General features: G+C 73.1%; 6 protein-coding genes and 1 pseudogene. All 7 read right to left on the bottom strand.

Features of this window, described 5'->3' with window-relative positions; translation table 11 throughout:
* Positions 1-9 precede the first annotated feature (9 nt).
* On the bottom strand, positions 10-9,576 hold the full coding sequence (locus O7610_RS30115) for a type I polyketide synthase (RefSeq protein ID WP_289213714.1): 9,567 nt from the start codon (positions 9,574-9,576) through the stop codon (positions 10-12).
* Between the two features lie 8 nt (positions 9,577-9,584).
* Positions 9,585-14,348, bottom strand: coding sequence for a type I polyketide synthase (locus tag O7610_RS30110; protein ID WP_475051078.1), 4,764 nt, complete (start codon positions 14,346-14,348; stop codon positions 9,585-9,587).
* 84 nt (positions 14,349-14,432) lie between these two features.
* Positions 14,433-18,575, bottom strand: a pseudogene (locus O7610_RS30105) (SDR family NAD(P)-dependent oxidoreductase); the annotation flags it as partial.
* The gene (locus O7610_RS30100) at positions 18,562-19,830 is read right to left on the bottom strand and encodes an activator-dependent family glycosyltransferase (protein WP_281553683.1); all 1,269 of its coding nucleotides are present in this window, start codon (positions 19,828-19,830) and stop codon (positions 18,562-18,564) included. The pseudogene O7610_RS30105 and the gene O7610_RS30100, both read right to left, overlap by 14 nt.
* 34 nt (positions 19,831-19,864) lie before the next feature.
* Positions 19,865-20,845: an NAD-dependent epimerase/dehydratase family protein gene (locus tag O7610_RS30095; RefSeq protein WP_281553682.1), complete on the bottom strand. Its 981-nt coding sequence runs from the start codon at positions 20,843-20,845 to the stop codon at positions 19,865-19,867.
* Positions 20,788-22,185: an activator-dependent family glycosyltransferase gene (locus O7610_RS30090; RefSeq protein WP_281553681.1), complete on the bottom strand. Its 1,398-nt coding sequence runs from the start codon at positions 22,183-22,185 to the stop codon at positions 20,788-20,790. Before O7610_RS30090 ends, O7610_RS30095 begins: the two co-directional genes overlap by 58 nt.
* Positions 22,186-22,234: 49 nt before the next feature.
* On the bottom strand, positions 22,235-23,440 hold the full coding sequence (locus O7610_RS30085) for an FAD-dependent oxidoreductase (RefSeq protein ID WP_289212382.1): 1,206 nt from the start codon (positions 23,438-23,440) through the stop codon (positions 22,235-22,237).
* Positions 23,441-23,495: the final 55 nt, after the last annotated feature.

Genomic DNA, 23,495 nt, shown 5'->3' with positions numbered 1-23,495 from the left:
CCTCTCGCGTCACTCGCCGAAGTCGGCCGTCTGCAGGGCCATGCTGATGAGGTTCTCGGTGTCCATTTCGTCAATCGCGGAGCCGCCCGCCGGGTGGGGCGTGCCGGCCGGGTGCGTCGGCGCGCCGGCCAGCGCGAGCAGGCTCTCCAGCAGTCCGGCGGCACGCAGCCGGCCCAGCGGGATGCTGCTCAGCACCGCCCGGATCTCGTCGTCGGGCAGCGCAGCGCCGCCGTCGACGGTGTCCGGCACGAGGTCGGCGGCGAACTGCCGGGCCAGCGCGGCGGCGTTGGGATAGTCGAAGATCAACGTCGCCGGCTGCTGCCGGCCGGTGAGCAGGGTCAACCGGTTACGGAACCCGATCGCGGCCAACGAATCGAAGCCCAGCTCGCTGAAGGCCCGCTCCGGCTCGATCGCCTCCGGCCCCGGGTGCCCGAGCAGCTTCGCCGCCTCACTGCGGATCATCTCCAGCAGCAGTTCCTGCGCCTGCGGGCGGGACTTGCCGGCGAGCTGCTCGCGGAGCCGGCCGCCGCCACCACCGGTCGGCGCGCCGCCGTTCGCGTCCCGCGCGGAGCGCCGACGCGTCCCGGTCGCGCCATCGTCCGTCGGCGGGGGCGCGGCCAGGCCGTCGAGCAACGCCGGCCGGTCCGGCCCCAGCTTCGCCGGATCGAGCCGGATCGGCACCAGCACGGCGTCGGGCAGGGCCACCGCCCGGTCGTACAGGGCGAGACCGGTCTCGGCGTCGAGCGGGTGGACACCGGTCTCGGCGAGCCGCCGCAGGTCGGCTTCGGTCAGTGCGCCACCCATCCCCTCGTCGGCAGTGGACCACAGGCCCCAGGCCAGTGACTTGGCCGGCAGGTCGTGCGCCCGCCGGTGGGCGGCCAACCCGTCCAGGTAGGCGTTGGCCGCGGCGTAGTTGGCCTGACCGGGTGGGCCGAGGACCCCGGCGGCGGAGGAGAACGTCACGAACGCGGCGAGCGGCGTGTCCCTGGTCAGCTCGTGCAGGTGCCACGCGGCGTCCACCTTGGGCCGCAGCACGTTCGACATCCGGTCGGCGGTCAGCGAGCCGATCACCGCGTCGTCGAGAACGCCGGCCGCGTGCACGACGCCGGTGAGCGGATGCTCCGACGGCACCGTGGCGAGCAACCGTGCCACCTCGTCGCGGTCGGTGACGTCGCAGGCCGTGACCGTCACCTGGGCGCCGAGGTCGAGCAGGTCGGTACGCAGCCGCGTCATGTCGGGCGCGGCCATGCCCCGCCGGCTGGTCAGCAGCAGATGCCGTACGCCGTGACCGGTCACCAGGTGCCGGGCGATCACCCGGCCGAGGGCGCCGGTCGCCCCGGTCACCAGGACCGTGCCCGAGCCGAAGTCCGGGGGCGTGGGGGGCGCGTCCTGCGGCGGCGGACCGCTCGGCACCAGGCGGGGCACGTACAGGGCTTCGTCGCGGACCGCCACCTGGGGCTCCCCCGTGGACACCGCCGAGGCCAGCAGCGCGGGCGAGACCCGGTCCGGCTCGACGTCGACCAGCACGATCCGATCGGGGTGCTCGGCCTGCGCGCTGCGTACCAGGCCCCAGACGGCGGCACCGGCCGGGTCCACGTCGGCGACGGCACCGGCCGGGACGCCGCCGCCGGTCACCACCACCAGCCTCGACCCGTCGAACCGGCTGTCGGCCAGCCAGGTACGCAACGCGTCGACCGCCCGCCGGGTCTCGCCGTGCACGACGTCCGGGTCCGGGCCGCCGCCACAGCTGAGCAGGAACACCGGCCGGTCCTCGCCGTCGCCGTCGGCCGCCGACGCGACGACGGCGTCGAAGTCCGGTACGGCGGTCGCGGTGAGCGGCGCCGCCAGCGTCCAGCGGTCCGGGCCGACCAGCTGCCAGGCGACGCTCGGCGACACGTCGGGTGCGGCGATCGGCTGCCACTGGACCCGCAGCAGCGCCGCCGCTGGCCCGTCGCCCGGACCTCCGCCGTCGCGGCTGGCCGCTGACCCGTCACCGGCGGACACCTCCACGTCGTCGAGGTCCTGCGCCAGGTCACCGGCGGGGCGCAGCGCGAGCGCGTCGACGGTGGCGACCGGTTCACCGGCGCCGTCGACGATCTCGACCGACACCGTCGCCGGCGCGGCGACCCGTACGCGCACCCGCGCCTCGACGGCGCCGGTGGCGAACAGGCTCACCCCGGTCACCGCGAACGGCAGCAGCGGGCCGGCCGCCGCCACCGGGCTGTGCGCCACCAACTGCCAGGCCGCGTCCAGCAACGCCGGGTGCAGGTTGAAGTCGGCGGCGTCAGTGCCGGCCACGGCCGGCAGGGCGACGTCGGCGTACACCTCGTCGGCCCGCCGCCACACCGCGCGCACCCCGCGGAAGACCGGGCCGTAGGCGATTCCGGCGGTCGCGGCGAGCTCGTCGTACCAGCCGTCCAGCGACACCGGGGTGGCTCCCGGCGGCGGCCACTGGGTGAACTCCGGGTCTGGTGCCAGCCGGTCGGCGGCCGGGGTGTCCGGCACCAGCACCCCACTGGCGTGCCGCTGCCAGGGCGGGTCGGTTCCGGCGGATCCGGCCCGGGAGTGCACCAGGACACGCCGTGCCCCACGTTCGTCGGCGGCACCGACCTCCACCTGCACGGCGACGCTGTCGCCGGCCGGCAGGACCAGCGGACGTTCGAAGTCGAGCTGTTCGATCCGCCCGCAGCCGAGCTGGTCGCCGGCCCGGGTGGCGAGTTCGACGAGGCCGGCGCCGGGCAGCACGGTCAGTCCGTGTACCACGTGGTCGGCCAGCCAGGGGTGGGTCGCGGCGGACAACCGGCCGGTCAGCATCAACCCACCCGAGCCGGGCAGTTCTACCGTCCGGTCGACGAGCGGATGAGCACCGGCAGACGGGTCAGCGAGGGCACCCGCGACACTGTCCAGCCAGTACCTCTGGCGTTGGAAGGCGTAGGTGGGCAGGGGTACCCGGCGCACCGGAAGGTCGGCGAGGACCGCCGACCAGTCCACCGCGACGCCGCACACGTGCAGCCGGGCGAGCGTGTCCAGCAACGTGCGCGGCTCGTCGCGGCCCCGACGCATCGTCGGCGCGACCGTCGGCGGCGTGGCCGTCGCGGCGACGCCGCGCGACACCAGCGGGACGAGCACGGCGTCCGGCCCGACCTCGACGAACCGGGTGACGCCGGCGCGTTCGAGGCAGCGGACCGCGTCGTGGAACCGCACCGGCTCGCGCACCTGCCGTACCCAGTACTCCGCCGAGCACAACTGCTCCGGGTCCGCCGCCGCGCCGGTGAGCGTGGAGACCAGCGGCACCCTGGGCGGCCGGAAGGTGACCGACTCGACCACCTCGCGGTACGCGGCCAGCATCGGCTCCATCGCCGCCGAGTGGAACGCGTGCGACACGCGCAGCCGGGTCACCGCCCTGCCCTGCCCGGCGAACCTTTCGGCGACGGCCCGGATCTCCTGCTCGGCACCGGAGAGCACCACCGACTGCGCCGCGTTGACGGCGGCGAGGTCCAGCCGGCCGGTCAGCAGCGGGCGTACCTCGTCCTCGCTGGCCTGCACGGCGAGCATCGCACCGCCGGCCGGCAGCGCCTGCATCAGGGTGCCCCGGGCGGCGACCAGGGCGCACGCGTCGGACAGCGAGAGCATGCCGGCGGCGTACGCGGCGGCCAGCTCGCCGATCGAGTGTCCGGCGAGCCGGTCCGGACGGACCCCGACCGACTCCAGCAACCGCAGCATGGCGACCTCGACGGCGAACACCCCGGCCTGGGTGTAGGCGGTCTGGTCGAGCAGCGCGGCCTCGGCGCTGCCCGGCTCGGCGGCGAGCACCGTACCCAGCGGCGGGTCCAGACGCGTGTCGAACTCGCTGGTCACCTCGTGCAGCGCCGCCGCGAACACCGGGAACCGGGCCGCGAGCTGCCGTCCCATCCGGGGGTGCTGCGCGCCCTGGCCGGAGAAGACGAAGGCGAGGCCGCCGCTGCTGACCGTGCCGGTCACCGACTCGGCCTCCTCGACGCCGTCGACGAGTGCGACGAGCCCGAGCAGGAAGTCGCCCCGCTCCGCGCCGAGCAGCACGGCCCGGTGCTCCAACTGTGGCCGGAACACGGTGGAGTAGCCGATGTCGGCCGCTTCGTCGTCGGTGTCGTCGACATGGTTCAGCAGCCGCTCCGCCTGTGCCTGCAGTGCCTGGCGGGTACGGCCGGACAGCAGCCACGGCACCACCGGCGGCTCGCCGGCCCCACCATCGGCCCCACCATCGGCCCCACCGCCGGACTCACTGCCGGCCGCACTACCGCCGTCACCACCGGCGGTGACGGCGGCATCCTGCGGGTCTGCCTCCTCGATCACCAGATGGGCGTTGGTACCGCTGACGCCGAAGGACGAGACCGCGGCCCGGCGGGGCTGGCCGGTCCGCCGCCACGGCCGGTCCGTGGTCAGCAGCCGAACCTTCCCCGCAGCCCAGTCGACATGCGTCGACGGCTCGGTCACGTGCAGCGTCCGCGGCATCGTCGCGTACCGCATCGCCTGCACCATCTTGATCACTCCGGCGACCCCGGCGGCGGCCTGGGTGTGCCCGATGTTCGACTTGAGCGAGCCCAGCCAGAGCGGTTCGTCCCGGTCCTGCCCGTAGGTGGCGAGCAGGGCCTGCGCCTCGATCGGGTCGCCCAACGCCGTGCCGGTGCCGTGCGCCTCCACCACGTCGACGTCGCCCGGCCGCAGACCGGCGTTGGCCAACGCCTGGCGGATCACCCGCTGCTGGGCGGGTCCGTTCGGAGCGGTGAGCCCGTTGGACCGGCCGTCGGAGTTGACCGCCGAGCCCCGGATCACGGCGAGCACCGGGTGACCGTGCCGGCGGGCGTCGGAGAGTCGTTCCAGGACGAGGACCCCGGCGCCCTCCGCCCAGGCGGTGCCGTCGGCGTCGGTGGAGAAGGCCTTGCAGCGACCGTCGCGGGCCAGCCCGCGTTGGCGGCTGAACTCGACGAACGTCTCCGGGGTCGCCATCACCGTGACCCCGCCGGCCAGCGCCAGCGTGCACTCCCCGGTACGCAGCGACTGCGCCGCCCAGTGCATCGAGACCAGCGACGAGGAGCAGGCGGTGTCGACACTGACCGCCGGGCCTTCGAATCCGAAGTGGTGGGCCACCCGACCGGACACCACCGCGCCGGTGGAGCTGCTGGCCACGTAGTCGTGGTACTGGACACCGACGAAGACGCCGGTAGCGCTGCCCCGCAGGGACAACGGGTCGATGCCGGCCCGTTCGACGGCCTCCCACGAGGTCTCCAGCAGCAGCCGCTGCTGCGGGTCGACGGTCGGCGCCTCGCGAGGTGAGATGCCGAAGAAGCCGGCGTCGAAATCGGCGGCGTCGTAGAGGAATCCCCCGGTACGCACGTACGTGCTGCCAGGCCGTTCCCCGCTGGCGTCGTAGAGCTGGTCGATCTGCCAGCCACGGTCGGCGGGGAACTCGCCGATGGCGTCGACCCCGTCGGCGACGAGGGTCCACAACTGCTCCGGCGAGCTGACGCCGCCCGGGTAGCGGCAGGCCATCGCGACGATCGCGATCGGCTCGTCGGTGCCTGCCGAAGACGCGACGGCAAGGGCGCCTCCCGGCCGGCTCTCGCCGACGACGAGTTCGGCGCGCAGGTACTCGGCCACCGCGTTCGCCGTGGGATGGTCGAACACCAGGGTGGCCGGCAGCCGTAGCCCGGTCGCCGCGGTCAACGCGTTGCGCAACTCGACGGCGGTGAGCGAATCGAAGCCGAGCTGATGGAATTCACGGTCGGCGGCGACCGCCTCCGGTGATTCGTGTCCCAGCACGGTCGCGACGTGGGTACGGACCAGGTCGAGGAGCAGGTCCGCCCGTTCCCGCTCGGCGAGCTCTGCGAGGCGCGCGGCGAGTGCCCCGGTGCCGCCGCCCGCTGCCGGCCGGGTGAGCGGACCCACCAGCGAGCTGAAGACCGGCGGTACGCCGTCGCCGGCACGCAGCCGGGCCGGTTGCAGCGCCGCGGCGACGACGGCGGGCGCGGTGGCGGCGACGGCGGCGTCGAACAGCGCCAGCCCGGCGGGCACGGACAGCGGCAGTACCCCGCCGCGGGCCATTCGGGCACGGTCGGCCTCAGCGAGCGTTCCGGTCATACCGCCGTCGGTGTCCCACTGGCCCCAGGCCACGGAGACGGCGGGCAGCCCCGCCCGGTGCCGCCGGGCCGCCAGCGCGTCCAGAACCGAGTTGGCGGCGGCGTAGTTGGCCTGCCCCGGCGCGCCGAGCACCCCGGACAGGGAGGAGAACATCACGAACGCGGCCAGGTCCATCCCGGCGGTCAGCTCGTGCAGGTGCAGCGCCCCGGCGACCTTGGGCGCGAGTACGGCGTCGAGCCGGTGCGGGGTCATCGCGGTGACGACGCCGTCGGCGACCACCCCGGCGGCGTGCACGACGGCGGTCAGCGGCCGCCGGGCGGTGGTCTCTGTCAGCACGCGGGCCAGTGCGGCGCGGTCGGCCACGTCGCAGGCGACCACCCGGGCCCGGGCGCCGAGTTCGGCGAGTTCGGCGACGAGCGCGGCGGCTCCGGGGGTCTGGTCACCCTGGCGGCTCAGCAGCACCAGGTGCCGGACCGCGTACCGGTCGACCAGGTGTCGGGCCACGATGGCACCCAGCGATCCCGGCCCGCCGGTGATCAGTACGGTGCCGGCCGGGTCGAGCACCGGTCGAGCGTTGCCCGCCGCCGGAAGGTGGGCCAGCCGGGCCGCGTGTGCCGTGCCACCGCGTACGGCCACCTGTGGTTCCCCTGCGGCGAGCGCCGCCGCGACCGCCGCAGCGACGGTGTCGGCGTCGGCGGGGGTGTCGGCGTCGGCCGGCGTGTCGCCGGTGGCGGCCACGCCGCTGACGCCGGACGGGTCGGTGCGGTCCACCGGGTCCGCGTCGACCAGCAGGAACCGGTCCGGATGTTCGGCCTGGGCGGACCGTACCAGCCCCCAGACGGCCGCGCCGGCGAGATCACCGCCGGTGCCGGCGACCGGTACGGCGCCCCGGGTCACGACGGCCAGCCGGGTGCCGTTGTTGGTGGCGTCACCGAGCCAGTGCTGCAACGTCGCCAGCAACTGCCGGCAGTGCTCACGGATCGTGTCCGGGTCGTCGCCGCAGACCTCGTCGAGGCGGAGCAGGTGCACACCCTCGGCCGGGCGGTCACGGCCCGGGTCCGCGATCGGGACCCAGTCGAGCCGGTGCAGGTCGGCGGTCCGCGCCGGTGCCGCCGCGACGGCGGCGAGCGGCCGGAAGGTGACCGCTGTCGCGGTGGCGACGAGGTGGCCGGCATGGTCGAAGGCCGCCACGGCGTACGTGTCCGGTGAGGTCGGGGTGAACCTGACCCGCAGTTCGGCGGCGCCGGTGGCGTGCAGGGTGACGCCGGACCAGGAAAACGGCAACCGGGCGTGGCCCTGCCCGTCGCCCAGGTCGACGGCGAGTGCCTGGGTGGCGGCGTCGAGTACGGCAGGGTGCAGGCCGAAGCGGTCGGCGTCGCCGGGGTCGGGCAGCCGTACGTCGGCCCAGAGCCGGACACCCTGACGCCACACGGCGCGCAACCCGCGGAAGGCTGGCCCGTAGTCGAGACCGGCACCGGCCAGCGTGTCGTCGAGGGTGTCGATCGGGACCGGCTCCGCGCCGGCCGGTGGCCAGCTGGGCTCGGCCTCCGGCTGATCGGCCCCGGACGGGATCGGGGCGGTGGTGAGGTGACCGGTGGCGTGGCTGGTCCACGACCGCGCCGCGACGGCCTGCTCGGCCCGGGAGTGGATGCTGATCCGCCGGGCACCGGCCTGGTCGGGTTCACCGACGACGACCTGGATCCGTACGCCGCCGTGGGCCGGCAGCCGCATCGGAGCGTGCAGGGTGAGTTCGGCGATGTGGGCGCAACCGAGCTGGTCGGCGGCCCGGACGGCGAGCTCGACGAAGGCGGTGCCCGGCAGGATCACCTCGCCGTGGACCCGGTGTTCGGCCAGCCACGGGTGGGTGGCGGTGGACAAGCGCCCGGTGAGCACCGCGCCCTGGGTGTCGGCCACGACGGTGACGGCGGCGAGGAGGGGATGGTCGGCGGGGTCCAGCCCGACGGTCGCCAGATCTCCGGCCGGTGCCCGATCGTCCAACCAGTAGCGTTTGCGGTGGAACCGGCGGGTCGGCTGCGGCAGGTCGGTGTCGCCGGTGCCGCTTTCCCCGGCCGGCTCGGCCTGTTCCAGGATCAGGTGGGCGTTGGTGCCGCTGACGCCGAACGACGACACCCCGGCCCGACGTGGTTCGTCGGTACCCGGCCACGGCCGCGCCCGGGTCAACAGCCGCACCCCACCCGACGACCAGTCCACATGCGACGACGGCTCCGACACATGCAACGACCGCGGCAACACCCCCGCCCGCAACGCCATCACCATCTTGATCACACCACCCACACCCGCCGCCGCCTGCGCATGACCGATGTTCGACTTCAACGACCCCAACCACAACGGACGATCCGCGTCCCGACCCCGCCCGTACGTCGCCAGCAACGCCTGCGCCTCGATCGGATCCCCCAACCGGGTACCGGTACCGTGCGCCTCCACCACATCGACGTCCACCGTCGACAACCCCGCCGCCGTCAACGCCTGCCGGATCACCCGCTGCTGCGCCAGCCCGTTCGGCGCGGTCAGGCCGTTGGAGGCGCCGTCCTGGTTGACCGCCGATCCCCGGATGACGGCCAGAACGGGATGCCCGTTGCGCTGGGCGTCGGAGAGCCGTTCCAGCAGCAGGACACCGGCGCCCTCGGCCCAGCCGGTGCCGTCGGCGTCGTCGGAGAACGGTTTGCACCGCCCGTCCGATGCCAGACCACGTTGCTTGCTGAAGGCGACGAACGGGCCCGGAGTCGCCATGACCATCACGCCCCCGGCGAGCGCCATCGAGCATTCCCGCTGCCGCAGGGCCTGCGCGGCGACGTGCAGCGCCACCAGCGACGACGAACAGGCGGTGTCGATGGTCAACGCCGGGCCGGCCAGGCCGAAGGCGTACGAGATCCGGCTCGAGATGACCGAGGCCGCGTTGCCGGTGCTGAAGTACGCGGAGACGGCCTCCGTCGCGGCCGCCGACAAGTCGTCGTAGTAGTCCTGGGCACCGCTGCCGACGAACACGCCGACCTGCGCCCCGTCGAGCGAATCCGGGGCGAGCCCGGCCCGTTCGAAGGTCTCCCACGCCAGCTCCAGCATGATCCGTTGCTGCGGATCGGTGGCCAGGGCCTCCCGGGGCGACATTTCAAACAGTTCGGCGTCGAAGCCGGCCGGGTCGGCGAGGAAGCCACCCTCGCGGACGTGGCCGTCGGCCGGACCGTCCTCGTCACCGGTCGGCAGCGGACCGGTGGTCCAGCCACGGTCGGTGGGGAACGGGCCGATCGCGTCGACCTCGTCGACGACGAGCCGCCACAGCTCCTCCGGACTGGTGACGCCACCCGGGTAGCGGCAGGACATCGCCACGATCGCGATCGGGTCCCGGTCCGCCGACTCCACCTCGTGCAGTCGCCGGCGGGTCTGATGGAGCTCCGCGGTCACCCGCTTGAGGTACTGCAGCAGCTTACCGTCGTCGTCCATAGTGGCCATCAGCCCAGCTCCTTGTCGATGAAGTCGAAGACGTCATCGGCACTCGCTTCCGCGAGCCGATCAACGACCGTGGTGACGGCGGGTCCGTCGACGACTTCGGTCAATCTGCTCACCAGCGACTGCAGCCTGCCGGTGATGCGGGTGCGCGCGATCTCGTCCGGTGTGAGGGGTCCGGCCAGGGCTTCCAGCCGGTCCAGCGTGGCCAGCACCGGCTCCGCCTCGGAACCCGGTCCGCACAGTTCGTCACGCAGGTAGCTGGCCAGCGCCGCCGGGGTCGCGTGGTCGAACACGACGGTCGCCGGCAGCCGCAGGCCGGCGGCCACGCCGAGCCGGTCGCGGAAGTCGACGGCGCTGACCGAGTCGAAGCCGAGGTCCTTGAAGTTGGTGCCAGGGGCGACGTCGGTGGCGTCGCCGTGGCCGAGGACCGCGGCTGCCTGTGCCCGTACCAGATTCGACAGGACCTGCAACTGGTCGCCGTCGTCGAGTCCGGCGAGCTGGACCACGAGCGTGCCGGCCTCGGCCGGGTCGACCGGCTGCCCCAATCCGGCGGTCGGCGGCAGCAGTCCGGCGACCAGCGGTCGGGGCCGGGCAAGCGTGTGGATCGGTCCGAACCTCGCCCAGTCGACGTCGGCCACCACCAGTGCGGCCTCCTCCCCGCCGGCTTCGACGAGCCGACCGGCGGCCAACCGTGGGTCGAGCTCACGGATGCCGAGTTGCCGCAGATGGGCGCTGGCCGTCTCGTCCACCATGCCGCCACCGGCCCAGGGCCCCCAGGCGATGGCAGTGGCCGGTCTACCGGCAGCCCTGCGGCGTACCGCGAACGCGTCGAGGAAGGCGTTCGCGGCGGCGTACCCGGGCTGTTGGGCGCTGCCCCAGATCGCCGCGCCGGAGGTGAACAGCACGAAGGCGTCCAGCGGCAGGTGTGCGGTCAGCTCGTCCAGATGCACCGCGCCGGAGATCTTCGCCGCTCCGGCGGCGGCGAAATCGGCGACGGTGAGCTGGGTGAGCGGCCGCTGCCCGTGCAGCGTGCCGGCCGCGTGGACCACCGCGGTCAGCGGCGGTACGGCCGGCAGCCCGTCGAGCAGCCGCCGCAGTGCCGCCCGGTCGGTGACGTCGCAGGCCACGATGCTCACCTCGACGCCGAGTGCGCGGATCTCGGCGGCCAGGTCCGCAGCGCCGGCCGCCTCCGGTCCACGCCGACTGGTCAACACCAGGTGCTCGGCGCCGTGCTCGGCGAGCCACCGTGCCACGTGCCGGCCGACGCCCCCGGTGCCGCCGGTGACCAGGACCGTGCCGCGTGGTCGCCATTCGGCGGTGCCGGGGTCACGCCCGGCACGCACCATCCGACGGGCGAAGGTGGCCGCCGGCCGGATCGCGAGCTGATCCTCCGGGCCGCCGGCCCGCAGCACCGCCACGCACCGGGCGACCGCTTCCCGGTCGGGCTGGGCGGGCAGGTCGATCAGACCGCCCCAGGTGTCCGGCTGGTCGATCGCCAGTCCGACACCCAGACCCCAGATCGCCGCCTGGTGCGGGTCGGCCGGGAGGTCGAACCGGTCCACCGCTACCGCCTGACGGGTGACACACCACAGGCGTGCCTCGATCCCGGCGTCGGCCAGTGCCTGGCAGAGCAGGACGGTTCCCCGGCTGCCACCGGTCAGGGTGGGGTGTGCCGGATCGGGGTCGTTGTGCGACGCGAGCAGGCTGAGCACGCCGTGCGGCGGGGCGGCGGCGGCGAGTGTGGTGAGCCGTGCGGCCAGGCTCTCCCGGTCACCGTCACCGACCTCGACGGTACGGACTCTGACGCCGTCGGTGGCGAGTTCGGCGACGAGCGCGTCGGACCAGGGATACCCGGCCGGTACGGCGACCAGCCAGTTCTCCTGACCCGGTCCGGGCGGGTCGAGCCGGCCCGGCGGGTCCGCCACCGGCTGCCAGCGCACCCGGTAGCGCCAGGAGTCGACCGGGGTCGGCTGATCCCCGCTGCCGCCCGGCTGTGCGGCGTCGGCCGGCTGTGCGGTGCCGGCCGTCGGTGCGGTGTCCGTCGACTGTTTCCCGGCCGCCGGCCCTGCCGGTGGCTCCGTCTGCGGCGTGTACGGGGCCGGCACCCACCAGAAACGTTGCCGTTCGAACGGATACGTCGGCAGTTCGACCGGCTCCGGCGTACCCCCCAGCACCGCCGACCAGTCCGGGGTGATGCCCCGCACGTGCAGTTCGGCCACGGCCCGCTGCAGGGTTTCCGGCTCGGGCCGGCCCCGGCGCAGCAGCGGCACCACCCGGACGTCAGGACTGGCGCCCAGGCAGCCGCGCATCGGACCGGTCAGCGCCGCGTCCGGCCCGATCTCGACGAAGGTGGTCGCGCCCAGCTCACGCAGCGCGGTCACGGCGTCGGCGAACCGCACCGGCTGACGGATCTGACTCGCCCAGTACTGCGCGGTCGCCAGCTGTGCCGACGCCGGCCGACCGGTGGCGGTGGACACGACCGGCAGTTGGGGCGGACGGAGGTCGAGAGTGGCCACGGCGGCCTGGAACTCGTCGAGCACCGGGTCCATCAACGGCGAATGGAACGCGTGCGACACCCGCAGCCAGATGACCTGCCGGCCGTCGGCGGCGAGCCGCTCGGTCACGGCGGTCACCGCCTCGCGTGGGCCGGACACGACCGCCGAGTCGGGGGTGTTCACCGCGGCGATCGCCGCCCCGCCGGTGAGCAGCGGGGTCACCTCGGATTCCGGCGCCTGGACCACCGCCATCGCGCCACCGGCAGGCAGCTTCTGCATCAGCGTTCCCCGGGTGACCACCAGCCGGCACGCGTCGTCGAGGGAGAGGACCCCGGCGGTGTACGCCGCGCTGATCTCGCCGACGGAGTGGCCGGCCAGCAGTTGGGGCCGGATCCCCCAGGCGGCGAGCAGCCGGATCAGCGCCACCTCGACGGCGAAGAGCCCGGCCTGGGCGTACACCGTCTGGTTGAGCGCCTGCTCGTCGCCGCCGTCGACGACCTGACGCAGCGGCCGGGGCAGCTGGGTGTCCAGCCGGTCGCAGACGTCGTCCCATGCCTGCGCGAAGGGCGGGTAGGCGGCGGCCAACTCGCGCCCCATCGCCAGCCGCTGCGCGCCCTGGCCGGTACAGACGAACGCGAGCTTGCCCGGCGCGGCGGACCCGGTGGCCACCGAGGCCGCCGTTGACGCGCGGGCCACAGCGGTCAGCCCGTCGACCGCCGCCGCCCGGTCGGCGGCGAGCACCACCGCCCGGTGTGGCAGGGCGGCGCGACCGGTGGCGAGCGTGCCGCAGATGTCGGACAGCGCTTCGTCGCCAGCGACCACCGGCAGCAGCCGCCGGGCCTGGCTGCGCAGCGCGGCGGCGGTCCGGGCGGACAGGACCAGGGGCAGCAGCGGGCCGGCGGTGCTCGGCGGTGCCGCTGGTGACGCCGACGGTGCTTCCTCGATGATCAGGTGGGCGTTGGTGCCGCCGAAGCCGAACGACGACACGCCTGCCCGACGCGGTTGGCCGTTCACCGGCCACTTGCGGGCCTCGGTGAGCAGTTCGACGTTGCCGGCCGACCAGTCCACCTGCGGGGTCGGGCGGTCGACGTGCAGGGTCCGCGGCAGCATCGAGTGCCGCATCGCCTGTACCATCTTGATGATCCCGGCCACCCCGGCGGCCGCCTGAGGATGCCCGAGGTTGGACTTGATGGAGCCGAGCCACAACGGTTGTTCGCGGTGCTGGCCGTAGGTGGCGAGCAGGGCCTGCGCCTCGATCGGGTCACCGAGCGTGGTGCCGGTGCCGTGGGCTTCGACCACGGCGACGTCGGACTCCCGCAGCCCGGCGTCACGCAGCGCCCGGCGGATCACCCGCTGCTGCGCGGGACCGTTCGGCGCGGACATGCCGTTGGAGGCCCCGTCGGAGTTGACCGCGCTGCCACGCAGCACCGCCAGCACCGGGTGCCGGTTGCGCCGGGCGTCGGACAACCGCTCCAGCAGCAGCAACCCGGCCCCTTCGGACCACGCCGCGCCGTCGGCCGCGGCGGCGAAGGACTTGCACCGCCCGTCCGGCGCGAGTGCCCGCTGCCGGCTGAAGTCGACGAACAGCTCCGGGGTGCCCATCACCGTGACACCGCCGGCGTACGCGAGGGTGCACTCGCCCCGGCGTAGCGACCCCATCGCCTGGTGCACCGCGACCAGCGAGGACGAGCAGGCGGTGTCCACGGTGACCGCCGGTCCCTCCAACCCCAGGTTGTAGGCGATCTGACCGGACACGAGGCTGCCGGTGGGGCCGCCACCGGCGTAGTCGTGGTACATCACTCCGACGAAGACGCCGGTGGACGTGCCGGCGAGCGAGGTCGGGTCGACGCCGGCCCGCTCCGCCGTCTCCCAGGCCACCTCCAGCAGCAGCCGCCGCTGAGGGTCGGCTCGCATCGCTTCCCGAGGGCTGATGCCGAAGAACGCCGCGTCGAACTCGGCCGCGTCGTAGAGGAACCCGCCGTGGCGTACGTAGCTGCGACCCGGCTGACCCGGCTGCGGGTGGTACAGCTGCTCGACGTCCCAGCCCCGGTCCGTGGGGAACTCCCCGATCGCGTCCACCTCGTCGGCGACCAGCCGCCACAGGCCCTCAGGTGAACGCACCCCACCGGGATAGCGGCAGCCCATCGCCACGATGGCGATCGGTTCCTGGTCACGTGCCTCGGCCGCGCGCAACTGCTGTCGGGTCTGCTGTAGCTCGCTGGTGGCGCGCCGCAGGTAGTCACGCAGCTCGTCGGCGGTCGCCATGGTCACTCACCCCCGTCCAGTCACGCCGAACTCGGTGTCGAGCGCGGCGAACAGCTCCTCGTCGCTGGCGGTACCCAGGTCCGGTGCCGCCGGCTGGCCGGCCGCCCCGCTGGCACGCCAACTGCGCAGCAGCGCCTCCAACCGGTCGGTGACCGCCTCCCGGTCGCTGACGGTCCCGCTGGCCGCCGTCAGCGTGGTCGCCAGCCGGTCGACCTCGTCCAGCAGTGGTTTCACCGGGTCCGTGGACGTCTCCAACTGCTGGGCCAGGTGCCGGGCGACGGCGACGGCGGTCGGCTGGTCGAAGACCAGTGACGCCGCCAGTGACAGCCCGGTCGCCGCCGCCAGGGCGTTGCGCAGTTCGACCGCGGCGAGCGAGTCGAAGCCCATGTCCTGGAAGGCGCGGTGCGGGTCCACCGCGTCCGGCCGATCGTGCCCGAGTGCGGTGGCGACGTGCCGGGTGACCAGAGCGAGCAATTGCTCGTCGCGTTGCGCGGGCGGCAGGTGGTGCAGCCGTAGCGTCGGCCCGGATCCGGCTGCGGGAGTCGTGCTGCGACTGACCCGCCGGGTCGGGCCGGCGACGCCGCGCAGCAGGGCGGGCAGGTCGTCGGCTGCCCGCTCGCGCAGCGCGACCGGATCGATCCGCAGCGGCGCCAGGCACGGCTCGGCACCGCGCAGCGCGGCGTCGAACAGGGCGAGCGCCCGGTCCACTGGCAACGCGGGCACCCCGAGTCGGTCCAGCCGTTGGCGGGCCGGCTCGTCGAGGCCGCCCGCCATGCCGGCCGGACCCGCCCAGGCTCCCCAGGCCAACGCCAACGCGGAAAGGCCGGTGGCCCGCCGGTGGGCGGCGAGGGCGTCGAGGAAGACGTTGGCGGCGGCATAGCCGCTCTGCCCCGCCGGCAGGACCAGGCCGCCGGCGGAGGAGAACAGGACGAACGCGGCCAGCTCGCGGTCACGGGTCAGTTCGTGCAGGTGCCACGCGGCATCTACTTTGGGGCGTAGGACCACGTCGACCTGGTCGGGTCGTTGGGTGACGATCAGCCCGCCGTCGGCGACTCCGGCGGCGTGCACCACCGCGCTCAGCGGGTGCGCGTCGGGAACACTGGCGAGCAGGGTGGCGAGCTCATCCCGATCGGCGGTGTCACAGGCGACCAGCCGTACCTGCGCGCCGAGCGCGGTGAGGTCGGCCCGCAGCTGCTGGGCACCCGCGGCCGCAGGTCCGCGTCGACTGGCCAGCAGCAACCGGCGTACGCCATGTTCGGTGACCAGGTGCCGGGCCAGCAGGGCGCCGAGCCCTCCGGTACCTCCGGTGACCAGGACGGTGCCGGCGCCGAACGCCGGCTGGCGCCCGTGCCCGGTGGGCACTTCCACCCGGCGCAGGCGAGGTACCCACGCCGCACCGGAGCGCAGCGCCACCTCGGGTTCGCCGGCGCTCGCTGCGGCGGCGACCTCCGCCATGGTCGTGGTGTCGTCGACGTCGACCAGGCAGAACCGTCCGGGATGTTCGGCGGCGGCGGCCCGGACCAGGCCCCAGAGTGGAGCGGCCACCATGTCCAGGTCCGTGTCGGCGGCCGCAGCAGCAGCCGTTGCCGTTGCCGGTTCGACCATGGCCGCTTCGCGGGTCACGACCGCGAGCCGGGAGGCGGCGAACCGCTCGTCGGCGAGCCAGGTGCGCAGGTCGGTGAGCACCTGGTGGATCAGCTCGCGGACAGCGGCTGGCACGTCGGGCACCGCCGGCGCATCGGCGTAGCGCAGCACGACCTGTGGTACCGGTCGACCGTCGTCCAGTGCGGCCGACAGCGCCGCCAGGTCGGTGACGTGCACCGCCGTCCCGGACGCGTCGACCGGTCCGGTCGCGGGCCCTCCGACGGTCACCGCGGGCGGTGCGGTCGCGGCGTCGAGCGTGAGACGGTCCCAGCCGATGCGGTACAGGGCCCCGGTCGTGGAGTCCACTTCGGCGGTGTCGACCGACGTGGGCCGGGCGAGCAGCGAGCCGACGGTGAGCACCGGTTCGCCGTCGGCGGCGGTGAGGGTGACGGACAGGGAACCGTCGGCCAGGTGCCGTACCCGGGCCTGCGCTGCGGCCGCCCCCGCCGTGTGCAACGCGACGTTGGTCCAGGCGAACGGCAGCCAGGCGTGGCCGTCGCCGGGCGCACCCCGCTCACCGGCTATCGCCGCGTGCAGGGCGCTGTCGAGCAGGGCGGGGTGGATCCCGAACCGGGTCGCGTCGGTGTGCTCGTGTTCGGGCACGGCGACCTCGGCGAACACCTCGTCGTCACGACGCCACGCGGCACGTGTCGCGCGGAACGCCGGCCCGTACTCGTAGCCGAGGTCGGCGAGTTCGTCGTACAGCTCGTCGACGGGCACGGTGCTGGCGCCGGCCGGCGGCCACGGAGCCCGCGGCCCGGTTGCGGCCAGGTTGGCAGCGCCGAGCAGGCCGCTGGCGTGGCGCTGCCATGGCTGGTCGGCCGCGTCGGTACGGGAGTACACCGCGACGGGGCGCCGGCCGGACTCGTCGAGGGCCCGGACGACGACGTGGACGGCGACCGTGCCGTGCTCAGGCAGCACCAGCGGACGTTCGCAGATCAGCTCGTCGATTCCGCTGGTTCCCGCCTGGTCACCGGCCCGGATGGCGAGCTCGACGAAGGCGGTGCCGGGCACCAGGACCCGACCGTGCACCACGTGGTCGGCCAGCCAGGGTTGCGCGTCGACGCTGAGGCGGCCGGTGAGATGGATCTCGCCGGAGTCGGGGGATTCGACGAGTGCCCCGATCATGGGATGTCCGGCGCCGGTGAGGCCGGCCGCGGCGAGGGTGTCGGTCAGCGGGAGCCGCCAGAAGCGTTCATGCTGGAACTCGCGGGTGGCCACCGCAGCGGTGTCGGCGGGGCTGTCGGGCGCCTGTTCCAGGATCACGTGGGCGTTGGTGCCGCTGAAGCCGAACGACGACACCCCGGCCCGACGCGGCCCACCCCTGTCCGGCCACGGCCGCGCCATGGTCAACAGCCGCACCCCACCCGACGACCAGTCCACATGCGATGACGGCTCCGACACATGCAACGACCGCGGCAGCACCCCCGCCCGCAACGCCATCACCATCTTGATCACACCGCCCACACCCGCCGCCGCCTGCGCATGACCGATGTTCGACTTCAACGACCCCAACCACAACGGACGATCCGCGTCCCGACCCCGCCCGTACGTCGCCAACAACGCCTGCGCCTCGATCGGATCCCCCAACCGGGTGCCCGTACCGTGCGCCTCCACCACATCGACGTCCACCGTCGACAACCCCGCCGCCGTCAACGCCTGCCGGATCACCCGCTGCTGCGCCGGACCGTTGGGCGCGGACATCCCGCTGCTGGCACCGTCCGAACCGGTCGCGCTGCCGCGCACCACCGCGAGGATCCGTCGACCGTTGCGCTGGGCGTCGCAGAGCCGTTCGACGGCGAGGACGCCGACCCCCTCGGCCCAGCCGGTGCCGTCGGCGTCGTCGGAGAACGGTTTGCACCGCCCGTCCGGCGCCAACCCACGCTGCCGACTGAAGTCGACGAAGACCTCCGGGGTGGACATCACCGTCACCCCGCCGGCCAGGGCCAGCTCGCACTCACCCGAACGCAACGCGTTGACCGCCAGATGCAACGCCACCAACGACGACGAACACGCCGTGTCCACCGCGACCGCCGGCCCCTCCAGACCCAGGTGGTACGCCACCCGACCGGAGACCGCGCTGCCCAGCCCGCTGCTTTCGGGGTAGTCGTGGTGCATCACCCCGGCGTAGACACCGGTACGACTACCCGCCAACGACGCCGGCTCCACCCCCGCCCGCCGCAACGCCTCCCACGACACCTCAAGAAACAACCGCTGCTGCGGATCCATCTCCCGCGCCTCACGCGGACCCACCCCGAAGAACCCCGCATCGAACCCCGCCGCGTCATACAGGAACCCACCACGACGCACATACGACCGCCCCACCCGACCCGGCCGAGGATCGAACAACGCCTCCGTGTCCCACCCCCGGTCCACCGGAAACTCACCAGTCGCATCCCCCTCACCCACCACCAGATCCCACAACCCCTCCGGCGAGACCACCCCACCGGGGAACCGGCACGCCATCCCCACGATCGCGATCGGTTCCCGGTCCCGCTGCTCGGCCGCGTCCAGCCGCCGACGCGTCTCCTTGAGCTCGGCGGTGGCGCGACGCAGATAGTCGAGCAACCGCGAATCATCGGCGGCCATCGCCGTCTCCCTTCGCCCGTGCCCCGGCGATCTCCTCGACGTCGGGCACGATGTCGCGCGGGCTGGGCGTGGCGAGCATCTCCTTGCGCAACTGCGTGGCGGCGTCGGTGAACGACGGCTCGTCGAGCACTCTGGCGAGCTGGGCCACGAGATTGCCGGGTTCGGCGACCAGCGCCGCGCCCCGGGCCGCCATCTCGCGCATGATGCCGGCCTCGCCCCAGATGTTCCCGGGCATTCCCACCTGCGGTACGCCGTGCACGACAGCGGCGTTGACCGTACCCATGCCACCGAGATGAACCACCGCCGCGCAGGTCGGCAGCAGCGCGTTGAGCGGGACGTAGTCGAACAGCCGCACGTTGTCCGGGATCGGCGTGCCCGGTGGGATCTGGCTGGCGTTGAGGGTGGCGATCACCTCGACATCGAGGTCGGCGATCGCGGAGAGCAGACCGGCGGCACCGCTGTCGTCGGATTCGGCCGGGCCGAGCGCGCGCCGGGTCTGGCCCAGCGTGAGGCACACCCGCCGCCGCTTGGGCTTGCGGCGCAACCAGGCGGGGATCACACTCGGCCCGCTGTAGGGAACGTGCCGCACTGGCCGGTAGTCGACGTCGGCGCGCACCCGCAGGCAGGTGGGAATCGGCTCCAGGGTGGCCTGGCCGACCACCATCTCCTCGTCGAACTCGCGGCCGTAGCGGGCCAGCTTGCCGCCGAGGTAGTCGGCCAGCGGGTCGTCGGCGGCCGCCGCCGGATCGTCGCGGACCAGGTCGAGGAAGATCGCCCGCATTCGGGCCCAGTGGTCGGGTGCGGGGATGATGCGTACGTGCGGCAGGTCCGCCGCCCGGGCCATCACCGGCGCGGCGTAGTTGTGGGCGTCCCACAACACCAGGTCCGGCCGCCAGACCCGGGCGAAGTCCACCAGGTCGGACAGCATCGAGTCGCCCGCCATGTACTCACAGACCACCGAGGTGTACGCCCGGAACACCTCCCGCACGTACGGCAGGGTGAGCGTGGCCGGGTCGGTCTCGGTGATGTCGACGCCGAGCCCGTACGGGGTGTCCGAGGTGTCCAGGTTGCCACGGGCGGTCGGCAGCTCCTCGCCCACCGCCACCGCGGTCAGACCGGTCCGCTTGGTCTCCTCGATGAGATTGGGCTGAGTGGCGACGCACACCTCGTGGCCCGCCGCGCGCAGCGCCCAGGCGGTCGGCACGAGGTTGTACAGGTGCGAGTTGACGGCGGAGGTGGTCACCAGGACACGCATTGCCTTCTCCTGTTGCGTTCGATTGAGCGGACGGTCAGGCGGCCGCGTACACGGTGCGGTACCAGTCGACCGTCTGGTCCAGCCCTTCCCGCAGCGACCTCGGAGTGAAGTCGATGATCTCGTTGAGCTTGGTGACGTCGAGGGTCCGGCTGGGCCGGCCGCCGGAGCGGCTCAGGTCGGTGCGGATCCGTTCAGGCCGGCCGAGCGCGGCGCAGATCGTCCGGGCGAGTTCGAGCACCGAGACCGTTTCGGTCGTGCCGATGTTCATCGTGTGGTACTTGTTCACCTCGACCATGCCGAGAATCGCCCGGACCAGATCGGCGGCGTACATGTAGGTCCTGGTCTGGCTGCCGTCGCCCCAGATCTCGATCTCCTGACCGGCGAGGACCTTGGCGAACATGCTGGGTACCACCCGGTCGGTGTCCGGCTCGAAGTTGTCCCGCGGGCCGTACACGCTGGTGAGCCGGGGCAGGAAGATGTTCATTCCGTACTCCGCCCGGTACGCCTCGGCGAGGATCTCGGCGTAGTTCTTGGACAGGTAGTAGCCGTCGCGGGAGTAGTTCATCCGCTGCCGGAAGTCGTCCTCCTCAGGGATCGGGTCCCTCGTCGGCGACAGGTAGATGTCGCTGGAGCTGATCAGCACGACATCGGCGACGGTGCTCCGGCGAGCACAGTTGAGCACGTTGGACACCGAGCGCATGTTGGCGTCGAGGATGTGCGCGGGCCGGTCCAGGCGGACGTCCATCGGCCCGGACACCACCGCGCAGTGGACGACCGCGTCGACCGGCCCGGACAGCCCGGCGAACAGCTCCGCCAGTTGCGCCTCGTCGTGCAGATCGAGTCGCACCGGCCGCACATCGGCCGGCAGTTGACGCAGCACCCGCCGGTTGTCCCGCCGGTACGGCAGGGTCACAGTGGCGCCGGCGGCGACGAGTTCCTCCGCGAAGTGCGAGCCGATCAGGCCGAGCCCACCGGTGACGACGACGTTCTTGCCTGCCCAGTAGTTCCTTGCCACGGTAATCCTCTCCGTCGATCCGGCCGGTGCCGGGCGGTCAGCCGTTCCAGCTCCGGCACGATGTCGTGCGGGCTGGGGGTGGCCCGCAGGTCGTCGCGGAGCCGGCCGGCGTTGCGGGTGAAGGTCACGTCGGTGAGTAGCCGGTCGACCCGGTTACGCAGCGCGTCGACCGAGAGCTTGCTTTTCAACCCGTCACCGGCGAGCCGGTAGGGGTCCACGTACAGGCCGGCACCCTGGGTTTCCAGGTGCTCGCCGAACCCCATCTCGTCCCAGTAGCGGCCCGGCACGATGAGGTTCCGGACGCCGTGCACCAGGGCGTTGCCCAGGGTGCCGAATCCTCCGTGGTGGATGATGACCGAGCAGGTCGGTAGCAGTTCGTTCAGCGGGACGAAGTCGACCACCCGCACGTTGTCCGGCAGGGTGCCGACCGAGTCCAGCTGGGCGGTGTCCAGCGTGGCGATCAGCTCGACGTCGAGGCTCGCGACCGCCTCGATCAGCTCGTCGATGGCGAACAGATCACCACCCAGGCTCTCCCGGGCGGTCATGCCGAGGGTCAGGCACACCCGGGGCCGTCGTGGCGGCTCGTACACCCACGACGGGGCCGTGGTCGGACCGTTGTACGGCACGTAGCGCACCGGCAGATAGGGCAGATCGACCGGGAACCGCATCCACGACGGCGTCGGATCGATCGTCCACTGGCCGGTCATCAGCTCACCGGCGGTACCCGGCTCCAGCTCGCAGCCGAACCGGGACAGCCGGCTGACCAGCCAGTCGCCGACCAGGTCGTCCCGGCGTTCCGGCGGCTGCTGGGCGAGCAGCTCGGCGTAGCGCAGATACATCCGGCCGATGTGGTCCAGGCCGAAGAGCATCCGGGCGTGCGCCGCGCCGCACGCCCGGGCCGCGATCGGGCCGACGTAGCTGAGCGCGTCCCAGATCACCAGGTCGGGCTGCCAGTGGCGGGCGAAGTCGACCAGCCCGTCGAGCATCGACCGGTTCCCGGTGAGGTGTTCGTAGTGCAGGGAGCAGCCGACGGTGAAGGCACCGAGGACGTACTCCCAGGTGAGCTGGTCGGCCCGGGTCTCGGTCATGCCCGCGTTGATGCTCTGCCAGGTACCGGCGCTGGTGACGTGGTCGCCGCGGGCGGCCGCCTCGGCCGGCTCGACCTCGACGGTCTCGTCACCCACCGCCGCCACCGGCAACCCGGTACGGGCGACGGCGTCCAGGATCTCCGGCTGGGTCGCGACACACACCTCATGGCCGGCCGCCCGCAACGCCCACGCCAGCGGCACCATGTTGTAGAAGTGCGTCTTCGCCCCATAGACCGCGAACATCACGCGCATCGAGGTTCCCAACCGGTACGGTGGTCGATCGTGGAGGTAGGTGGTCGGTCTAGCTGCCGGCGCCGACCGGGGCGTCCCAGTCGATCCGGTGCCCGTACAGCCAGCTCATGTGTTCCAGGTCCTTCTCCGCGGCCTTCTGGTTGAACGCGATCGGCAGGAACAGGTCCCGGAAGACCCGCCCGACGCGTCCGTTGACCGCGATGGACCGGCTCGCCTCCCGACCGAACTCGACGACCTTCTCCACCCGGGGCCGGCGGATCTGCTCGTAGCGCGCGAGCGCGTCGGCGGTGTTCGGCACGTCGCGCAGGCAGCGGCCGAGTTCGACCGCGTCCTCGATTGCCATCGACACGCCCTGCCCGCCGGACGGCGACACCGCGTGGCAGGCGTCGCCGATGATCACCATCCGCTCGTTGCGCCAGGTCGGCACGGTCGGCAGGTCGTAGATCGGCCGGGGTGGGGTGATCTCCTCGGTGGCGTTGATGATGTCGATCGCGGCGCTGTCGTCGGCGGCGAACATGTCGAGCAGCTGGGCACGCCACTGCTGCGGGGCGAGCGCCGACAGCGTCTCCTTGGTGGGCTCCTCCGGCCAGGTCGGCGCGGCGTACCACCAGATGTCGCCGTTGGTGTGGTGGATGTAGCAGAAGAAGCTGCGCTTGCCGAGGTACATGAACTCGGTGCCCGGTTCGCCGGGGACGTCGACACCTCGGGCGTACCCGCTGGTGGTGACCATGCCGCCGAACCGCAGCGGCACGTCGCCGCCGTTGATCAGGCGGCGGACCACCGAGTTCGCGCCGTCCGCGCCGATCAGCAGGTCGCCCCGGGCCTCACTGCCGTCGGAGAAGTACGCGACGACACCGTCGGCGGTGACCTTGGCGTCGGTCAGTCGCCTGCCGAACTCGATCTGGATGCCGCGCCCGATCGCCTCGCCGCGCAGCGCGTTGTACAGATCGGACCGGGTGATGGCCCGGGCCACGGTGCCGTCCGGCAGCGGGTTGCCGTTGGGCACCTCGGCCAGTACCCGGCCGCTTCCCAGGTGGTAGCGGTACATGGGGATGTCGAACCCGGCGGCGAGGTGGTCGACTCCAAGTTGCAGCAGAGCGTGGTACCCGTTGACGGCGAGCACGAGGTTCGCCCCGATGCCGTCGGCGGTCCGGTCGTACGCCTCGTACACGACCGGTTTGATACCGGCCTTCGCCAGCGCGATCGCGCTGATCGGTCCTGCCACACCGCCGCCGATGATCAGTGCAGTGGTCATCACGGTCTCCGTCCTGCGGTTCTCGGTGGACAGCCAGGACGCTGTCCGTGCAGCG

It is taken from the genome of Solwaraspora sp. WMMA2065, assembly GCF_030345075.1.
In the GTDB taxonomy this organism is placed as follows: Bacteria; Actinomycetota; Actinomycetes; order Mycobacteriales; family Micromonosporaceae; genus Micromonospora_E.
Note: the sequence above shows the minus strand (reverse complement) of the source record. Positions and strands in the feature narration are given on the sequence as shown.